The sequence below is a fragment of the Methylobacterium sp. AMS5 genome (assembly GCF_001542815.1).
Lineage (GTDB): Bacteria > Pseudomonadota > Alphaproteobacteria > Rhizobiales > Beijerinckiaceae > Methylobacterium.
In genome coordinates, this window is record NZ_CP006992.1 from 3,361,271 (window position 1) to 3,377,960 (window position 16,690).

Consider the following 16,690-nt stretch of genomic DNA (forward strand, 5'->3'; position numbering starts at 1 on the left):
GACCCATGACCAACGACCGAAGTCGCGGCGCGGCCCTGGCCGCGCCAGTCGCGGACGCCGAACCGCCCCCACGCGAGGCGTGGTACGATCGTCTGCTGAACGTCTTCCAAATGCGTCCGCGCGACTCCCTGCGCACCGACATCGAGGAGGCCCTGGCCGAACCCGACACGGGTGAGGACGCCTTCTCTCCCCTTGAGCGCGCCATGCTCAAGAACGTGCTCGGGCTGCACAAGGTGCGCGTCGACGATGTGATGCTGCCCCGCGCCGACATCGTGGCCGTGTCCAGCGACACCAGCCTCAGCGATCTCCTGAAGCTGTTCCGCACCGCCGGCCATTCGCGCCTGCCGGTCTACGGTGAAACCCTCGACGATCCCCGCGGCATGGTCCACATCCGCGACTTCGTGGAATACCTCGCCACCCAGGCGGAAGCCCCCCCGCGCCGTGCCGCGCCGCAGCCTGTGGTGGCCACCGGCGCCGAGGCCAAGCCCACGCCGCGCCCGCGCCGCACGGCCTCTGCCCGCGGCGCGCTGCGCAGCCTCGATCTCGGCAAGGTCGATCTCAGCGCGACGCTCGCCTCCACCCGCATCCAGCGCCCGGTCCTGTTCGTGCCGCCCTCCATGCCGGCCATCGACCTGCTGGTGCGGATGCAGGCTACGCGCACCCACATGGCGCTAGTCATCGACGAGTATGGCGGCACCGACGGGCTGATCTCGATCGAGGATCTGATCGAGATGGTCGTCGGCGACATCGAGGACGAGCACGACGTGGCCGAGGGCCAGCTCGTCAACCGCATGGAAGGCGAGACGGAGGCCTATATCGTCGACGCGCGCGCCGGCCTCGCGGAGGTGTCGGCGGCCACCGGCCTCGACCTCGCCGCCGCCTTCGGGGAGCTTGCAGCCGAGATCGACACGATCGGCGGCTTGATCGTGACGCTGGCCGGCCGGGTTCCGGCGCGCGGCGAGCGGATTCCCGGTCCCGAAGACATCGAGTTCGAAGTGCTCGACGCCGATCCCCGGCGGGTGAAGCGGATCAAGCTCCAGCGCGCGCAAGCCAAGATCGGCACCGTGGTACCGCTCGCCCTGCCGCCGCCCCGACCGGCGGCGGCGGCGCAGGCACCCGACACGGACACCGCGCAAGCTGCCGAGGCCGGGCGCTGAAGATACAACGGAATCGAAGCGACACGGCATGACCGCTCCGCTCGGCCGCGCGCCCGGCGCCGGAATAGGCCCGGCCGCGGCGCGGATCGGCCTCTTCGAGGCCATCGCGCACCGGATCATCCTGAGCCAGGGATGGACGCGGGCCGCGATCGCCGTCGCGGCCGGCGCCTGCGGCGCGCTGGCGATGCCGCCCTATGGGCTGTTCCCGGCGCTCGTCGTGTCGCTCTCGATCGCCGTCTGGCTGATCGACGGGGCGGCGATCGACGGCTCCGTCCGGCGCACCCTGCGTGTCTGCGCCGGCATCGGCTGGGCCTGGGGCTTCGGCTACTTCACCGCCGGTCTGTGGTGGCTCGGCGCCGCCTTCCTCGTCGAGGCGGATCAGTTCGCCTGGGCGCTGCCGCTCGGCGTCGTCGGCCTGCCGGCGGTGCTCGCCCTGTTCATCGCGGCGGGCTTCGCCCTCGCCCGCCTCGTCTGGTCGCGGGGAGCCGCCCGCATCGCGGCGCTCGCCTTCGGGCTCGCCGCCGCCGAATGGCTGCGCGGGCATATCCTGACGGGCTTTCCCTGGAACACCCTCGGCATGGCGCTCGGGGGCAACCTCTGGACGATGCAAGCCGCATCGCTCGTCGGCCTCTACGGCCTGACCCTGCTCGCGGTGCTGATCGCCGCCGCACCCGCGACGCTCGCCACCGGCGCGACGCCGCGGGGCCGGTTCGGGCCGGTGCTGGCAGCCCTCGTCGCGCTCGCGGGGCTTGCCGCCTACGGCGCCGGGCGTGTGCCTTCCGCGCCCGATCCGACGGTGGCGGGCGTGCGCCTGCGGCTGATCCAGCCCAACATCCCACAGGACGACAAGTTCGGCTCGGAAAACCGCGAGCGGATCGTCGGCAGGTATCTCGAACTCAGCGACCGCGCGCTCTCGCCCGACCGCACCGGCATCGTCGATGTCACCCACCTGATCTGGCCGGAATCGGCCTTTCCGTTCCTGATCCAGCGCGATCCGCAGGCGCTCGGGCGAATCGGCGCTGCGCTGCCCGAGGGCAAGCAGCTCATCACCGGTGCCGCGCGGGTGCGCGAACGGCCCGACGGCGAGCGGCTGACCCGCGAGAACGCCGTCTTCTTCAATTCGATCCTGACGATGGGCGCGGGCGGGCGTTTCGGCGACCTCTACGACAAGGTCCACCTCGTCCCCTTCGGCGAATACCTGCCCGGGCCGCTCGATGCGCTGCTACGGGCTCTGGGTCTGCGCCAGTTCGTCTCCATCCCCGGTGGCTTCACCGCAGGCGACCGCGCCGGCCAGCGCATCCTCAACGTGCCGGGCCTGCCGCCTGTGGCGGCGACGATCTGCTACGAGGCGATCTTTCCCGGCGCGATCCTGCCGCCCGATCCGACCGAGGGTGCGCCCGCCGTGCCGGGGCTGATCCTCAACCTCACCAACGATGCGTGGTTCGGCGACACGCCGGGCCCGCGCCAGCACTTCGCGCAAGCCCGGCTGCGGGCGGTGGAGGAGGGGTTGCCGCTGGTGCGCGACGCCAATTCCGGCATCTCGGCGGTGGTCGATGCCCATGGCCGGGTCATCGCGAGCCTTCCGCTCGGGATCGAGGGGGTGCTCGATGCGAGCTTGCCGGCAAGGCTGCCCGGACGCACCCTCTACGCCGCCTTCGGCGACCTCCCCTTCGGTGCCGGCCTCATCGGCTGCCTCCTGATCGCGCTCGCCGCACGCCGCCGCCGGACGTAACGGCCAAGGTAAGACCGCGGAGCTTTCGAGACGTCCGCGCGTGAATTGCGACGCCGACGCGACACTCGAGCAATCTTGGCCTTAGGATCATCCGTCATCGTCAAGCGTTCTCAAGATAACGGCCCATTTTTCGCCGGTGGAAACCGGCGCAGGCCATTCTCTCGAATTCCAAGGGAATGACGATGAAACAGATCTTCCTGGCCTCGGCCGTCCTTGCGGGCGCGCTGGCTTATCTTCCGGCGAGCGCAGACGCGCGCCCGATCGGTGTCGGCGGTTCCGGCGGCCTCGGCGGCGGCAACTTCCGCAGCGCTCTCGGCGCAGGCGGCGTGAGCGGGTTCGGCCGCGGCGGCGGCTTTGCCGGAGGCGGCTTCCGCGGTGGTGGAGCGGGGTTTGGCGGCGGCGGGGTCCGTGGCGGCGGAGCCGGTCTGGCCGGGGGCGGTTTCCGCGGTGGCGGAGCGGGCCTCGCCGGCGGCGGGTTCCGTGGCGGTGGCTTTGCCGGCCGCCCCGGCTTCGGCGTGGGTCGTCCGGGCTTCGGCAACGGCGTGGCGGGCGTGCGGCCGGGATTCGGCCAGCGCGGCTGGTACGGCGGCAACCGCTGGCGCAATGCCGGCTTCTATCGCCGGGGCTACGGCTATGGCGGCCTCGGGCTCGGCTTAGGGCTCGGAGCGGGGCTCGGCCTTGCCGCTGGCGGCCTTTACGGCGCCTACGGCTATCCGGGCTACGGCTATGGATACGGCTACGACGACGGTTACTACGCGCCGGCCGGCTATTACGGCACTGAGACGGTGACCACCGGTGTCGCGCCCGGCGGCGACGAGGACTTGGTGGCCGAGTGTGCGCGCCGCTTCAAAACCTACGACCCGCAGACGCAGACCTACATCGTCCGCCGCGGCGTGCGCCGCTCCTGCCCGTAAGACTTCGAGACGACGGGAGCATTGCTTGGTGCTCCCGCCTCTTCCCAAAAGAAACCCCGCCCGACCTGACGGTCGAGCGGGGTTTTTTACGTGGTTCAGACGATCGTCTTAGAGCATCGTCCCGAAAGCGAGTTGCCGGCTTTCGGAAAAAAGATGATGCGAAAACAAGAGTCTCAACCATCGTCCTTGATCAGGTATCCAGGACGAAGGTTTTGTGTCTCTCACAAAACTCCCGCTACACCGCGGCGCTAAAGACGAGAACCGGCCGTGGTCGGGAGGTTTGTGAGCCACGCTTACTCGGCGGCGACCTTGTGCACGGCGTGGCTGCCGTCGGTGTAGGTCTCGGCCGGGAGACGCTTATGCGGGGCGGCACGGCCCGGCAGCGGCGGCAGGGCCTTGGCCTTCTCCAGATCGATCCCCGCGCCCTCGGCAACGCGGCGGCCGTAATCCTCGTCGGCGTGCCAGAAGTGCCAGACCATCCGAAGCTGGATGGGCTCGGGGCACTGCTTCATGTCGGCGACGAGGTTGGCGATCAGATCCTCACGTTCCCAATCCTGGAACGAGCGGTAGCGCACGCCGGCCTGGGTGTAGTCGTCCTCGGTCCGCGAAGTCTGGTAGCGGCCGAGATTGCCCTGGACCGGCTGGTGGTAGTCCTTGGCCGGCTTGGGTGCCTCGCGCAGGCCCTCGGCGAGCGTCGAGGGCTCGTAGTTGATGTGGCGGTTCGGGCCGGTGCCATCGACGCTGTAGGTCATCTGGCCGTCGCGCTGGTTCGAGTAGACCTTCACGCCGGGCTGCGGCGCATTGATCGGCAGTTGCAGGTAGTTGGCGCCGACCCGGTAGCGCTGCGTGTCCGAGTAGGACAATGTCCGGCCCTGGAGCATCTTGTCGTCCGAGAAGTCGATGCCGTCCACGAGCACGCCCGTGCCGAAGGCCGACTGCTCGACGTCCGCGAAGAAGTTGTCCGGCACGCGGTCCAGCACCATGCGGCCGACCGGCAGCAGCGGGAAATCCTCGACGGGCCACAGCTTCGTGTCGTCGAGCGGATCGAACGACAGGTGGTCGTTCGGGCCGTCGGGCATGATCTGCACGCAGAATTCCCACTCGGGGAAATTGCCGGCCTTGATGTTGTCGTAGAGGTCACGGGTGGCGTGGCCGACATCCTTGGCCTGGATCTCGGACGCCTGGCCCGAGGTCAGGTTGCGCACGCCCTGCTTGGGCTCCCAGTGGAACTTGCAGAGCACTGCCTCGCCCTGGTCGTTGATCAGCTTGTAGGTATTGACGCCCGAGCCTTCCATCTCGCGATAGTTGGCCGGAATGCCCCACGGCGACTTCAGGTGGGTGACCATGTGGATCGACTCGGGGTGCTGGGCCACGAAGTCGAAGAAGCGCCACGCCTCCTGGCGGTTCGTCACCGGGTCCGGCTTGAACGCGTGGATCATGTCGGGAAACTTGATCGCGTCGCGGATGAAGAAGACCTTGAGGTTGTTGCCCACGAGGTCCCAGTTGCCCTCGACGGTCTTGAACTTCACCGCGAAGCCGCGCGGGTCGCGCTCGGTCTCAGGGCTCTCCTTGGCGCCGGCCACGGTGGAGAAGCGCACGAACATCGGCGTCTTCACGCCGGTCTCGTTCAGCACGCGGGCGCGGGTATACTTGGACGCGGGCTCGTCGCCGATCTTGCCATAGGCCTCGAACCAGCCATGGGCGCCGGCGCCGCGGGCATGCACCACGCGCTCCGGAATGCGCTCGCGGTCGAAATGGGTGATCTTCTCGATGAACTGGTAGTTCTCGAGCGTCGCCGGTCCCCGCTCGCCGACCGTGCGCGTGCTCTGGTTGTCGCGGACCGGATGGCCCTGACGGGTCGTCAGAATCGGACGGTTCTCGCTCATGCGTCACTTTCTCCTTGGGAGGCAGGGGCTTCAGGGTGGATCGCTCGGTGCGTCCGCACAGCCTGGAACCATTCTGTTTCGACGGTATGACCCAGGCATGACCCATTAGCAAATGCATCGTCACAAACGATGTGATAGATACAGCCTATGAATCTCTCCGGGCTGTCCCTGCGCGATCTCGAATATGTTGTCGCTGTTGCCGACGAAGGGCATTTCGGCCGGGCTGCCGAGCGCTGCAACGTGAGCCAGCCGACGCTCTCCGTGCAGGTTCGCAAATTGGAGAACGCGCTCGGACTGACGTTGTTCGAACGATCCAACCGTCGCGTGTTGCTGACGGTCGCGGGGCAGGGGATCGTGCGGCAGTCCCGGGTGGTGCTCGGCGAGGCGCAACGCCTGCTGGCGCTCGCCGTCGAGGGGCGCGGCTCCCCGCTCACCGGCCGGCTGGTGCTGGCCGCGATCCAGACGCTGGGGCCCTATTACTTCCCGCTGGTGCTGCGCCTGCTGCGCCAGGAATTTCCGCTGCTGACGCTGGCGCTCAGCGAGGCGCGCACCGCCGAGATCCTCGATGGCTTGCGCGACGGGCGGATCGATGCGGCCCTGGTTTCCCTGCCGGTGGCCGCCTCCGGGCTCACCGTCTCGCCGCTCTTCGTCGAGCCGTTCCGGCTCGCCTGCCCGGTGGACCACGCCTTCGCCCAGGGCGCCCCGCCGCGGGCGGAAAACCTGAACGGGCCCGACCTGCTGCTGCTCGACGAGGGCAATTGCCTGCGCGACCAGACGATCGCCGCCTGCGGCACCCTGCGCGGCGCGGGCCGCCACGCCACGAGCCTCGAGACCCTGCGCTCGATGGTGGCGGCGGGCGCCGGCTATACGCTGATCCCGGCACTGGCGATTCCCTCCGGCCCCGATCCGACCGGGCTCACGGTGGTGCGTCACTTCGAGGGAGAGGGGCCCGGCCGCACGCTCGCGCTGGCATGGCGTTCCAGCGATCCGCGGGCGGCGGGTCTTGCCCATCTCGCAGCCTTCTTCCGGGCGCACGCCCCGCCCGGCACCGCCGCCTGCCGGGAGGATGAGGCCTATGGTGCCCCGCCGTCCGGCGAGCGGGAACGGTGGACCGCCTGACGCCCGCCGCGGTGGCGACGTCTCTCTGGGCAGTCGCTCGAAGCCGCTTGGCGGCTTCGCGACGCGAAGAGCGCTGCGCGGAGCGAGAGCCCGAGGGGCCGAGACGTTCCGCGGTCGCTGGCGCTTGAGGCCGAAGCAAAAGCCGAGGCGATCGCTTCGAGCGATCGCCGTGACAGTTTGCGGAAGAGCGTGTAGCGCGAGCCTCGCGCGATTCTTTTCCCTCTTCCTGCGCGTCACTCAGCATTCAAGCCCGTGCCCGAGACCCGCATCCTCCTGCGCTGGGCGGCGCTCGTCGCCGTCTCGGCCGCTTTCGCCTATGGCCTGAGCCGCGCGCATTTCCCCGCCGCCTTCCTGCTCGGACCCATGCTCGCCGCGATCGCCTTCGGGGTTCGCGGCGCCGGGCTCTCGCTCGGCCGGCCGCTCTTCCTGGCAGCCCAGGCGGTGATCGGCTGCCTCGTCGCCCGCTCCGCAACCACCGAGATCGCGGCGACCCTGCACGAGGACGGGCTCATCATCCTCGCGGTCGTCGGTGTGACGGTGGCGGCCGGCGCGCTCACCGGGCTGGCGCTCACGCGACTGCGCGTCCTGCCCGGCACGACGGCGGCCTGGGGCTCCTCGCCGGGCGGGGCCGCGGCCATGGTGGCGATGGCGGAGGATTACGGCGCCGACCCGCGCTTGGTCGCGTTCATGCAATACGTGCGTGTCGCCGCCGTGGTGCTCTCGGCCTCGCTCGCCGCGCGCCTCCTCACCGACGTCGCCGGCCCGTCCGCCGCTGGCGCGCCCGGCGAGACGTGGAGCTGGCCCGGCCTCGCGGCGACGATCGCGGTCGCCGCCGCCGGGTTCGGCCTCGCGTCGCTGCTGCGGCTGCCCTCCGCCCCCCTGATCGGGCCGATGCTGCTCGGTGCGGGCCTGCACGCCGCCGGCTTCCTCGACATCGCCTTGCCCGGGCCGGTGCTCGATGCGGCCTACGCGGCGATCGGCTGGTATGTCGGGCTGCGCTTCAACCGGCGCACCCTGGAAGAGACGCTTCACGCGCTGCCGGGCGTGCTGACGGCCACAGCCGGGATCATCCTGCTCTGCGGCGTCTGGGCCTGGGTCCTGACGCATTGGCTCCCGATCGATTTCCTCACCGCCTTCCTGGCCACCAGTCCCGGCGGGCTCGATTCGGTGGCGATCATCGCCGTCGGGTCGCGGGCCGACGTGTCCTTCGTGCTGGCGGTGCAGACCCTGCGCCTGTTCGTCGTGCTGGCGACCGGCCCGATCCTCGCCAAATGGATCGCCCGGGCGGTTCCGGGAGAGAGAGCGTGACCGCGCTCTATCTCGCCTTCCTGAATTCCTGGCGCGGCCTCGTCCATGGCGGGCGCACCGAGCGGGCGGTTCGGCTCGAACTCGTCCTGCTGGCGCTCGGCCTGCCCGTGGCGCTCGCTCTCGGCGGCAGCCTGTGGGTCCGGGTGGCGCTCATCGCCAGCCTGCTGCTGATGCTCGGGGCGGAACTCCTGAACACCGCGATCGAGAAGCTGTGCGACCACCTCCATCCCGGCCGGCACGAGCGAATCGGCATCGTCAAGGACCTGGCCTCGGCGGGTGCGTTCCTGACGCAGGTGATCGCTGCCCTGATCTGGGGCGCGGCGGTGATCGACCGGCTCTAAAGCATCGTCCCGAAAGGTGGTTGCCGGCTTTCGGAAAAAAGACGATGCGAAAACAAGAGCCTCAGCCGTCTTCCTGCTCGCTCCAGACGACCCAAGTACCGCCGAACAGGGTGGCCGCGATCACGATCCACAGGCCGGTTCGGCCGACCAGATCGAGCAGCCACGCATGGACCGTCGAGAAGCCGAGATTCACGGCGCAATCCAGCACGCCGAGATAGAGGGACAGCGCCAGAAGCGCGACGGCGAGAGGGCGGCTCATCGATCCTCCGTCTCCTTCCAGAGGGCCCAGGCCCCCGCGAACACCATCATCCCGATCAGAAGGCGCATCCCCGTATGGCCGATCCGGTCGAGAAGCCACGCATGGGCGGCGGACAGGCTCAAGTCCAGCATCCACCCCCATGCCGTCAGGATCACGGCAATGGCGACGACAATAAGGATTTTTGTCCAAACCGGCATGGCCGCCGCGCTACCACGTTTGTACAGGTGCGCCGAGCGATACAGGTGACACTTCGCCACAAGTCCCGCGAAAAATGATGCGCATTTCGACACATCCGCGGTGATCGGGCCGCCCCTCGATTGGCTGCGGCCAGCAGATCGGCATCATTGTACCTTTTGCTATTGTTCGCGGTGGAGACCCGGATGCGTCGAGCGAGTTGGGATCGTGCTGCTCGCGACGCCGGCTCCTCCCCTTTGAGCCTATCGAAGCATCTCACATCTTCGTGAAAAACGCATGGCAACCTTCTTCATCGCCGACACGCATTTCGGCGACGCCAGGCTCGTCGAGCGCCGGCGAACCGGCTTCGCTTCCGCGGAGACGCATGACGAGGCGCTGATCGCCCGCTGGAACGCGCGCGTCGGGACTGCGGACGAGGTCTGGCATCTCGGCGACTTCGCCGCCCATGCAAGCCACGAACATTGCGCCCGCGTCTTCGCTCGGCTCAACGGCATCAAGCGGCTGGTGCGCGGCAACCATGACAGCAACCGCGTGCTCAACCTACCCTGGGCCGAGCCGCCGGTGGAAAGCATCCGGATTTCGGTGTCGGACGAGGCGGGTCAGTCCTGGCGCCTGTTCCTTGCACACTACGCCCACCGTGCCTGGCCCGGCCTGTGGCGCGAGACCCGGCACCTCTACGGCCACACCCACGCGACATTGCCCGACACCACCCGTTCCTGCGACGTCGGCGTCGATGCCTGGGATTTTTCGCCGGTCGCTCTCTCGGAGATTATTGCCCGGCAGGATGCGGCGACGCGGGTACCGGAGGAACTGGCGGCGCGGGCGATGCGCTGAAGGCCCGTCTCAGCACCGCGTCAGCGGCATCGCCTCGATCACCGTCTCGGACAGGCCCCGCCGCTCCAACGAGCGGCCGAGCGCCGGGTTGAGCCCGGCCCCGCCGGTGAACACGGCGCAGGCGGGCGGCGCGTCGAGCGCCTGCGCGGGCACCTCTCCGAGAAGCTGGATCACCCGGCGGGCGATGGCCGGTGCCGGGTCGATCCAGGTGACCGGCCAGGGGGCGAGGCGCTCGAAGCGGGGCAGCAGCAGCGGGTAGTGGGTGCAGGAGAGGCAGACCACATCGGTGCGCGCTCCGTCCATCCGCTCCACGAAACAGGGCGCGATCTCGGCCAGGATCGCCGCGTCCGAGACCGGCTCGCCGGCCATCTCGGCCTCGGCATAGCCCGCGAGGTTCTTGGAGCCCACCAGCGTCACGGCGCAATCGCCCGCAAAGTTCGCCACGAGATCGTGGGTATAGGCCCGCGCCACGGTGCCAGGGGTGGCGAGCAGGGAGATGAGGCGGGTCCGCGTCAGCGCGGCGGCCGGCTTGATCGGTGGGACCACGCCGACGATGGGCGTGACGAAGCGCTGGCGCAGGGCCGGCAGCACCAGGGTCGAGGCGGTGTTGCAGGCGATCACCACGAGGTCGGGGGCGTGGCGCAGGAGCAGCCGCTCCATCACCGCGATCACCCGCGCCACGAGCCGTTCCTCGGTCAGGGCGCCGTAAGGGAAGGCCGCGTCGTCGGCGGCGTAGACATAGGCCGCGTCCGGCCGGGCGCGGCGCACCTGCTCCAGGACGGTGAGACCGCCAAGGCCGGAATCGAAGACGAGGATGACCGGCTGAGAATTCCGGGCCGGCAATGCCGCTGAAAGGGTCGCCCCTGCCATCAGATCGATCCGCATGACCGCCGCCCGGGCTCGCGCATCCGTGGAAACCGTGGGGGGGCGAGTGTCCGTCGGCGACGGTTAAGGACATCTCACTGCGGCTGCAAAAAGGCTGCGGCTCGGGCGATTGCGGCCAGAGGTGCGACAAGGGGTGCGACGAACAGCTTGGCGGGCCTCCATGTTGTCATACGGCGTTCGGCATCTATTTCCGGCGCGCAACGGAGGAAGAGATTCCAACAATGGCAGCCGGCGCAGCACGTCTCACCCACCCTGAGAGCGGCGCGGCCTTCCCGCCGCCCCCGCTCGACGCCCATCCGATCGATCGCGACGCCTGGATCGCCGCCTTCCGCACCGTGCGCGAGGAGACCGAGCGCCGCGCCGCCCCGCTCTCTCCGGAGGATCAGCAGATCCAGTCGATGGAGGATGCGAGCCCGACCAAGTGGCACCGGGCGCACACGACGTGGTTCTTCGAGCAGTTCCTTCTCGGCGACCATCAGCCGGGCTACCGCCTCTTCGACGAGCGCCTGCACTACCTGTTCAATTCCTACTACGTGCAGGCCGGTCCCCGGCAGCCGCGCTTCATGCGCGGCCTGATCACGCGGCCGACGGCGCAGGAGACCGCCGCCTACCGCGCCCATGTCGATCGCGCGGTGTCGGTCTGGCTGCGCGAGGCCGCCGACGAGGCCCTGGCGCGGGCGCTGCCGATCCTGGAGATCGGCCTCTACCACGAGCAGCAGCACCAGGAGCTGATGCTCACCGACATCTTGCATGCCTTCGCGCAGAATCCGCTCGATCCGGTCTACGACGCGCGCTGGAGCTTGCCTGCGGGGCAGGCATCCGCCGGCCGGTCCGCCCTGAAAAGAGGCATCACCCAGATCGGCTACGACGGTCATGGCTTCGCCTTCGACAACGAGAGTCCGCGCCACGACGTCCTGCTGCTGGAGGCCCGCATCGATCGCGGCCTCGTGACCAACCGCGACTGGCTCGCCTTCATGGAGGACGGCGGCTACGCGCGGCCCGAACTCTGGCTCAACGACGGCTGGGTGACACTTCAGCGCGAGGGCTGGGAGGCGCCGGGCTACTGGCGGCGCGGGGCGGACGGCTGGTCGATGATGTCGCTCGCCGGCCGCAAGCCCGTCGATCCGGCGGCCCCCGTCGCCCATGTCAGCTACTACGAGGCCGATGCCTATGCCCGCTGGGCCGGGCGCGACCTGCCGACGGAGGCCGAGTGGGAGGTCGCCGCGCGCGACGGCCTGATCGACGACGCCTTCGGCCTCGTCTGGCAATGGACCCGCAGCGCCTACGGCCCCTATCCGGGATACCGGCCGGTGCCCGGTGCGCTGGGCGAGTACAACGGCAAGTTCATGTCGAACCAGTACGTGCTGCGCGGCTCCTCGGTCGCGACCGCGCAGGGGCATGGGCGGGTCGGCTACCGCAACTTCTTCTACCCCCACCAGCGTTGGCAGTTCACGGGCCTGCGGCTCGCCGATGCCGGGAGCTGAACGCACCCGTTCGCCCTCAACCCTCCCGCGGTCCCGGAGTAAGCCTTTGACGATCGATCCCCGCCTGACGGCATCGAGCCCCGCCGCTCCCATCTCCGAGAACGGCCTGTTCCAGGCCGATGTCTGGGACGGGCTCGGCGCGAGCCCGAAGGCGCTGCCGGCCAAGTACTTCTACGACGCCGCCGGCTCCGTCCTTTTCGAGCAGATCACCGTCCTGCCGGAATACTACCCGACCCGGACGGAGCTCGGCATCCTCGACGAGCGCGGCTCCGACATCGCCGCCCTGGTGCCGGAGGGCGCGGCTCTCGTCGAGTTCGGCAGCGGCTCGACCGCCAAGTTGCGATGCCTGCTGCGGCACCTGCCGGGGCTCTCGGCCTATCTTCCCGTCGATGTCTCGGGCGACTTCCTGCGCGAGCAGGCCGAGGCCTTGCGTGGTGACTTCCCCGAACTCACCGTCGAGCCGGTGGTCGCCGACTTCACCCGAGCCTTCGAACTGCCGGAGGGCTTCGGCGGCCGGGCGCTCGCCGGCTTCTTCCCGGGCTCGACCATCGGCAATTTCGAACCCGGCGAAGCGGCTCGCCTGCTCGACGTGTTCGGCCGAATCCTGGGAGCGGGCGCGACGCTCGTGCTCGGCGTCGATCTCGTGAAGGATCGGGCGGTGCTGGAAGCGGCCTACGACGACGCGGCCGGGGTCACGGCAGCGTTCAACCTCAACCTGATCACCCGCATCAATCGCGAACTCGATGGTGAGATCGACCCGGACAGCTTTGCGCACCGGGCCTTCTTCAACGAGGCCGCCTCGCGCATCGAGATGCATCTCGTCAGCCGCCGGGCACAGACCATCCGTGTGGCCGGGCGCAGCTTCGTCTTCGCGGAGGGCGAATCGATCCACACCGAGAACAGCTACAAATACACGCTCGACAGCTTCCGGGCGCTCGCCGCCCGCGCCGGCTGGGCCTCGCTCGAAGCCTGGACCGACCGGGACGGATTGTTCTCGGTCCACGTCCTGCGGCGGGAGGGCTGAGTTGCGCCGCTGATGGCGTGATGGTGCAGCTTGCCGCGGTGACGCCGGGGCGCCCTGCTTGGCACCGCGGCAAGCCTCGCCCCACTCGCCGCGGAGAGCCGCAGGGAGATCGGACTGCGCTGACGCCCCGCGCCTACAGCCGGCAGGCGCCGGACAACGCCTCGTTCTCGGCGCTCGTGAACAGGCGCGAACGGATGTGAAAGCGCTTCTCGCGGCCGTTCTCCAGGGAGAACATGCCGCCGCGGCCGGGCACCACGTCGAGCATGATGTGGGTGTGCTTCCAGACCTCGAACTGCGAGCGCGAGATGAAGAAATCCGCGCCGCCGACCTGTCCCAGATGTACGTCGCCGTCGCCGGTGATGAAGTCGCCCACGGGGTAGCACATCGGCGAGGATCCGTCGCAGCAGCCCCCCGACTGGTGGAACATCACCGGGCCGTACGCAGCCTTCAGCTCCTCGATCAGTTCGAGCGCGGCCGGCGTCGCGGTCACCCGCAAGGGTGTGCCGGCATTGTCCGCCTGCTCAGCGGTCACGGGCTCGATCCGCTCGGCGGCGGGGGTCGCGGACTCGCTCATGGTTTCCTCTCCTGATTGGTCTCGTGTGGCTATCTGAGGCTGAGGCAGCGGATATCCATGCGGCTTGAAGCGCGACCGAGGATAGCAGACGAAGCCCGGCCCGAACCGTCTGAGACGGCTTGGCCCTTCGGCCCCCCCGGTGGCGTGAGAGGGAGCGGCCCGACTTTTGCGATTCCAGGCGAAACGTCCGTGTGGCGAAATGATCCGCCGAGGTTCGCGATGTCTCAGCCCGCCCCCGATCTCGCCGCGCCTGCGGTGAAGACGACCTGCCCCTATTGCGGCGTCGGCTGCGGCGTGCTGGCGACGCCGGACGCGCAGGGCGGCGTCGCGATTGCCGGCGATCCCGAACATCCGGCCAATTTCGGCCGCCTCTGCTCCAAGGGCTCGGCACTCGGCGAGACGGTCGATCTCGGCGACCGGCTGCTCGCCCCGACCGTCGATGGCCAGACCGTGACATGGGAGGGCGCGCTCGGCACCGTGGCCGGCGGCCTGCGGCGGATCGCCGAGCAGCATGGGCCGGACGCGATCGCCTTCTACCTCTCCGGCCAGATCCTGACGGAGGATTATTACGTCGCCAACAAGCTGGCCAAGGGCTTCCTCGGCACGCCGCATGTCGACACCAATTCGCGGCTGTGCATGTCCTCGGCGGTCGCCGCCCACCGCCGCGCCTTCGGCTCCGACACGGTGCCGGGCTGCTACGAGGATCTCGACGAGGCCGACCTGATCGTGCTCGTCGGCTCCAACGCCGCCTGGTGCCACCCGATCCTGTTCCGCCGCATGGTCGATGCACGGGCCAAGCGCGGCACCAAGATCGTCACCGTCGATCCCCGCCGCACGCAGACCGGCGAGGAGGCCGACCTCCATCTCGGCCTCCAGCCCGGCAGCGACACCGCGCTGTTCTCCGGCCTGCTCGCCTATCTCGCCGGTCAGGCGAAGCTCGACGGGCGCTTCATCGAGGAACACACCGCAGGCTTCGAAGGCGCCCTGGAGCGCGCCCGGCAGATCGCGCCCGATCTCGCCGCCACCGCCCGCGCCACGGGGCTGGCCGAGGCCGACGTGCAGGCCTTCTTCGAGCTGTTCGCCCGGACGAAGCGGGTCGTCACCGCCTTCAGCCAGGGCGCGAACCAGTCGGCCCAGGGCACCGACAAGGGCAACGCCATCATCAACTGCCATCTTGCCACGGGGCGGATCGGCCAGCCCGGCATGGGCCCGCTCTCGCTCACCGGCCAGCCCAATGCCATGGGCGGGCGCGAGGTCGGCGGCTTGGCCAACATGCTGGCCGCCCACATGCACTTCGCCCCCGAGGAGGTGGACCGGGTGCGCCGCTTCTGGCGGGCGCCCAACATCATCACCGGCGAGGGGATGAAGGCGGTCGCCCTGTTCGAAGCGATCGAGCGCGGGAAGATCAAGGCGCTGTGGGTGATCGGCACCAATCCGCTGGTCTCGATGCCGCGGGCCGACCGCATCCGCGAGGCGATCAAGGAGCTCGACCTCTATGTCGTCTCGGAAGCGGTCGCGACCAGCGACAGCGCCCGCGCGACGGGTCAGAAGACCGTGCTGCTGCCCGCGCTCGCCTGGGGCGAGAAGGACGGCACGGTGACGAATTCCGAGCGGCGCATTTCGCGCCAGCGCGCCTTCCTGAAGGCGCCGGGGCAGGCGCGGGCCGATTGGGCGATCCTCTGCGACGTCGCCCGCCGCCTCGGCCACGGCGAGGCCTTCGGCTACAATTCCGCCGCCGAGATCTTCCGCGAGCACGCCGCGCTCTCGGCCTTCGAGAACGACGGCACCCGCGACTTCGACCTCGGCGGCCTCGCCGAGATGAGCGAGCGCGCCTACGACGCCCACCTGCCGATACAGTGGCCGGTGCCGAAGCGCGGGCCGGATGCGAAGAAGGGCCGCGCCCGGCTCTTCGCCGACGGGCGCTTCTACACCTTCGATCAACGCGCGCGCTTCGTCGCCGTGCAGCCGCCCGCGCTGGCACAGCCCGTGACCGCCGAGCGCCCGCTCGTGCTCAACACCGGCCGCATCCGCGACCACTGGCACACCATGACCCGCACGGGCAAAAGCCAGCGCCTCTCGGCCCACCGCGCCGTGCCCTTCGTCGAGATCCATCCCGACGACGCGGCCCGCTACCGCCTGAGCGACGGGGGATTTGCCCGCGTCGCGACCGATCTCGGCAGCGCGATCCTCGAAGTCACGGTGACGGACGCCGTTCTGCCGGGCTCGATCTTCGCGCCGATGCACTGGAGCGACATGACCGCCTCGGACGGGCGCGCGGCGGCGCTGGCCCGCGGCATCCCCGATCCGGTCTCGGGCCAGCCCGAGTTGAAGGCGACACCGGCTTCCGTCGAGGCGGTCGCCTACCGCTCCCGCGGCTACCTGCTGACGCGGGACGCCCAGGCCGCCCCCGCCGGCTGGTGGTGGGCACGGGCGACCGTCTCCGGCGGCTCGGGCCTTGTCTTCGCGACCCAGGAGGGCTCGCGGGAGATGGCTTTGTCCGTGCGCGGGATGTTCCCCGGCCACGAACTGGCCGAGTACGTCGATCACGCCCGCGGGCTCTATCGCTGCGCCGTCACGCGTGACGACCGCCTCGTGGCCGCGCTCGCCGTGGCGCCGGGCGACCGGCGGCCGGATTGGGAACTCGCCAAGCAAGTGTTTGCCGCCCCCGACATCGAGGTGATCGACCGGCGTACCCTGCTCTCGGGCCGTGCGGCGACGGCCTCGGCCGGGCCGGTGGTCTGTGCCTGCCATGGCGTCGGGCTCGACGTCATCACCGCGGCCATTGCCGCCGGGGCCGGCTCGGTCGAGGCGGTGGGCGCGGCCTGCAAGGCAGGAACGAATTGCGGCTCGTGCATCCCTGAGATCCGCAAGCTCCTGTCGCCGGCGCTTGCGCGCAGCGCCGCATAGGGGCAGTTTTCAGGTTCCCCGTCCCGCTCTCGCCCTCATCCTGACGTGCTGCAAAGCAACCTCTTCGGATG

The 16,690-nt window shown here is 69.6% G+C and carries 15 protein-coding genes; 10 read left to right on the plus strand and 5 right to left on the minus strand.

Annotated elements, in window-relative coordinates; all coding sequences use genetic code 11:
- Positions 1 to 5: 5 nt before the first annotated feature.
- The 3 genes from Y590_RS15135 to Y590_RS15145 all read left to right on the plus strand — a co-directional run bounded on the left by Y590_RS15135 (position 6) and on the right by Y590_RS15145 (position 3,803).
- On the plus strand, positions 6 to 1,157 hold the full coding sequence (locus tag Y590_RS15135) for a hemolysin family protein (RefSeq protein WP_060770581.1): 1,152 nt from the start codon (positions 6 to 8) through the stop codon (positions 1,155 to 1,157).
- Between the two features lie 28 nt (positions 1,158 to 1,185).
- The gene (gene lnt / locus Y590_RS15140) at positions 1,186 to 2,889 is read left to right on the plus strand and encodes an apolipoprotein N-acyltransferase (protein ID WP_060770582.1); all 1,704 of its coding nucleotides are present in this window, start codon (positions 1,186 to 1,188) and stop codon (positions 2,887 to 2,889) included.
- 182 nt (positions 2,890 to 3,071) lie between these two features.
- The gene (locus Y590_RS15145) at positions 3,072 to 3,803 is read left to right on the plus strand and encodes a BA14K family protein (protein WP_060772310.1); all 732 of its coding nucleotides are present in this window, start codon (positions 3,072 to 3,074) and stop codon (positions 3,801 to 3,803) included.
- 293 nt (positions 3,804 to 4,096) lie between these two features.
- Here the strand turns inward: Y590_RS15145 and Y590_RS15150 are convergent, their stop codons facing one another.
- The gene (locus Y590_RS15150; protein ID WP_060770583.1) at positions 4,097 to 5,689 is read right to left on the minus strand and encodes a catalase; all 1,593 of its coding nucleotides are present in this window, start codon (positions 5,687 to 5,689) and stop codon (positions 4,097 to 4,099) included.
- A 147-nt stretch (positions 5,690 to 5,836) separates the two neighbouring features.
- On the opposite strand from Y590_RS15150, the gene Y590_RS15155 reads away from it, so the two are divergent.
- From Y590_RS15155 to Y590_RS15165, 3 genes are all read left to right on the plus strand, one after another.
- Positions 5,837 to 6,808 (plus strand): LysR substrate-binding domain-containing protein, encoded by a 972-nt coding sequence (locus Y590_RS15155; RefSeq protein WP_060770584.1) that lies wholly within the window; start codon positions 5,837 to 5,839, stop codon positions 6,806 to 6,808.
- 252 nt (positions 6,809 to 7,060) lie between these two features.
- Positions 7,061 to 8,116, plus strand: a complete 1,056-nt coding sequence (locus Y590_RS15160; RefSeq protein ID WP_060770585.1) for an AbrB family transcriptional regulator — start codon at positions 7,061 to 7,063, stop codon at positions 8,114 to 8,116.
- On the plus strand, positions 8,113 to 8,457 hold the full coding sequence (locus tag Y590_RS15165) for a diacylglycerol kinase (RefSeq protein WP_060770586.1): 345 nt from the start codon (positions 8,113 to 8,115) through the stop codon (positions 8,455 to 8,457). The genes Y590_RS15160 and Y590_RS15165 overlap by 4 nt, the downstream gene beginning before the upstream one ends.
- 61 nt (positions 8,458 to 8,518) lie before the next feature.
- On the opposite strand, the gene Y590_RS15170 is transcribed toward Y590_RS15165, so the two are convergent.
- A complete protein-coding gene (locus Y590_RS15170) occupies positions 8,519 to 8,716 on the minus strand; it encodes a hypothetical protein (RefSeq protein ID WP_060770587.1) in 198 nt (65 codons plus the stop codon).
- Positions 8,713 to 8,838 (minus strand): hypothetical protein, encoded by a 126-nt coding sequence (locus tag Y590_RS27365; RefSeq protein WP_256371244.1) that lies wholly within the window; start codon positions 8,836 to 8,838, stop codon positions 8,713 to 8,715. The genes Y590_RS15170 and Y590_RS27365 overlap by 4 nt, the downstream gene beginning before the upstream one ends.
- Before the next feature lie 349 nt (positions 8,839 to 9,187).
- Between Y590_RS27365 and Y590_RS15180 the strand changes: the two genes are divergently transcribed.
- Entirely contained in the window at positions 9,188 to 9,745 is a 558-nt protein-coding gene (locus tag Y590_RS15180; RefSeq protein WP_060770588.1) for a metallophosphoesterase, read from the plus strand.
- Between the two features lie 9 nt (positions 9,746 to 9,754).
- Here the strand turns inward: Y590_RS15180 and murI are convergent, their stop codons facing one another.
- A complete protein-coding gene (murI, locus tag Y590_RS15185) occupies positions 9,755 to 10,630 on the minus strand; it encodes a glutamate racemase (RefSeq protein WP_060770589.1) in 876 nt (291 codons plus the stop codon).
- Positions 10,631 to 10,851: 221 nt separating this feature from the next.
- On the opposite strand from murI, the gene egtB reads away from it, so the two are divergent.
- Together egtB and egtD are read left to right on the plus strand one after the other, a co-directional pair.
- Positions 10,852 to 12,114, plus strand: coding sequence for an ergothioneine biosynthesis protein EgtB (gene egtB / locus Y590_RS15190; protein WP_060770590.1), 1,263 nt, complete (start codon positions 10,852 to 10,854; stop codon positions 12,112 to 12,114).
- 46 nt (positions 12,115 to 12,160) lie between these two features.
- Positions 12,161 to 13,138 (plus strand): L-histidine N(alpha)-methyltransferase, encoded by a 978-nt coding sequence (gene egtD, locus Y590_RS15195; RefSeq protein WP_060770591.1) that lies wholly within the window; start codon positions 12,161 to 12,163, stop codon positions 13,136 to 13,138.
- Positions 13,139 to 13,271: 133 nt separating this feature from the next.
- Here the strand turns inward: egtD and Y590_RS15200 are convergent, their stop codons facing one another.
- Positions 13,272 to 13,712, minus strand: coding sequence for a DUF779 domain-containing protein (locus tag Y590_RS15200; protein ID WP_060770592.1), 441 nt, complete (start codon positions 13,710 to 13,712; stop codon positions 13,272 to 13,274).
- Between the two features lie 219 nt (positions 13,713 to 13,931).
- Here Y590_RS15200 and Y590_RS15205 point away from each other — a divergent pair, with 219 nt between their 5' ends.
- A complete protein-coding gene (locus Y590_RS15205; RefSeq protein ID WP_060770593.1) occupies positions 13,932 to 16,619 on the plus strand; it encodes a nitrate reductase in 2,688 nt (895 codons plus the stop codon).
- The last annotated feature ends 71 nt before the right edge of the window (positions 16,620 to 16,690 follow it).

Bases quoted from the DNA above. Each gene is read 5' to 3' on its own strand.
- Y590_RS15135 (WP_060770581.1), top strand. From the start codon at position 6: ATGACCAACGACCGAAGTCGCGGCGCGGCCCTGGCCGCGCCAGTCGCG.
- lnt (WP_060770582.1), top strand. From the start codon at position 1,186: ATGACCGCTCCGCTCGGCCGCGCGCCCGGCGCCGGAATAGGCCCGGCC.
- Y590_RS15145 (WP_060772310.1), top strand. From the start codon at position 3,072: ATGAAACAGATCTTCCTGGCCTCGGCCGTCCTTGCGGGCGCGCTGGCT.
- Y590_RS15150 (WP_060770583.1), bottom strand. From the start codon at position 5,689: ATGAGCGAGAACCGTCCGATTCTGACGACCCGTCAGGGCCATCCGGTC.
- Y590_RS15155 (WP_060770584.1), top strand. From the start codon at position 5,837: ATGAATCTCTCCGGGCTGTCCCTGCGCGATCTCGAATATGTTGTCGCT.
- Y590_RS15170 (WP_060770587.1), bottom strand. From the start codon at position 8,716: ATGAGCCGCCCTCTCGCCGTCGCGCTTCTGGCGCTGTCCCTCTATCTC.
- Y590_RS15180 (WP_060770588.1), top strand. From the start codon at position 9,188: ATGGCAACCTTCTTCATCGCCGACACGCATTTCGGCGACGCCAGGCTC.
- murI (WP_060770589.1), bottom strand. From the start codon at position 10,630: ATGCGGATCGATCTGATGGCAGGGGCGACCCTTTCAGCGGCATTGCCG.
- egtB (WP_060770590.1), top strand. From the start codon at position 10,852: ATGGCAGCCGGCGCAGCACGTCTCACCCACCCTGAGAGCGGCGCGGCC.
- Y590_RS15200 (WP_060770592.1), bottom strand. From the start codon at position 13,712: ATGAGCGAGTCCGCGACCCCCGCCGCCGAGCGGATCGAGCCCGTGACC.
- Y590_RS15205 (WP_060770593.1), top strand. From the start codon at position 13,932: ATGTCTCAGCCCGCCCCCGATCTCGCCGCGCCTGCGGTGAAGACGACC.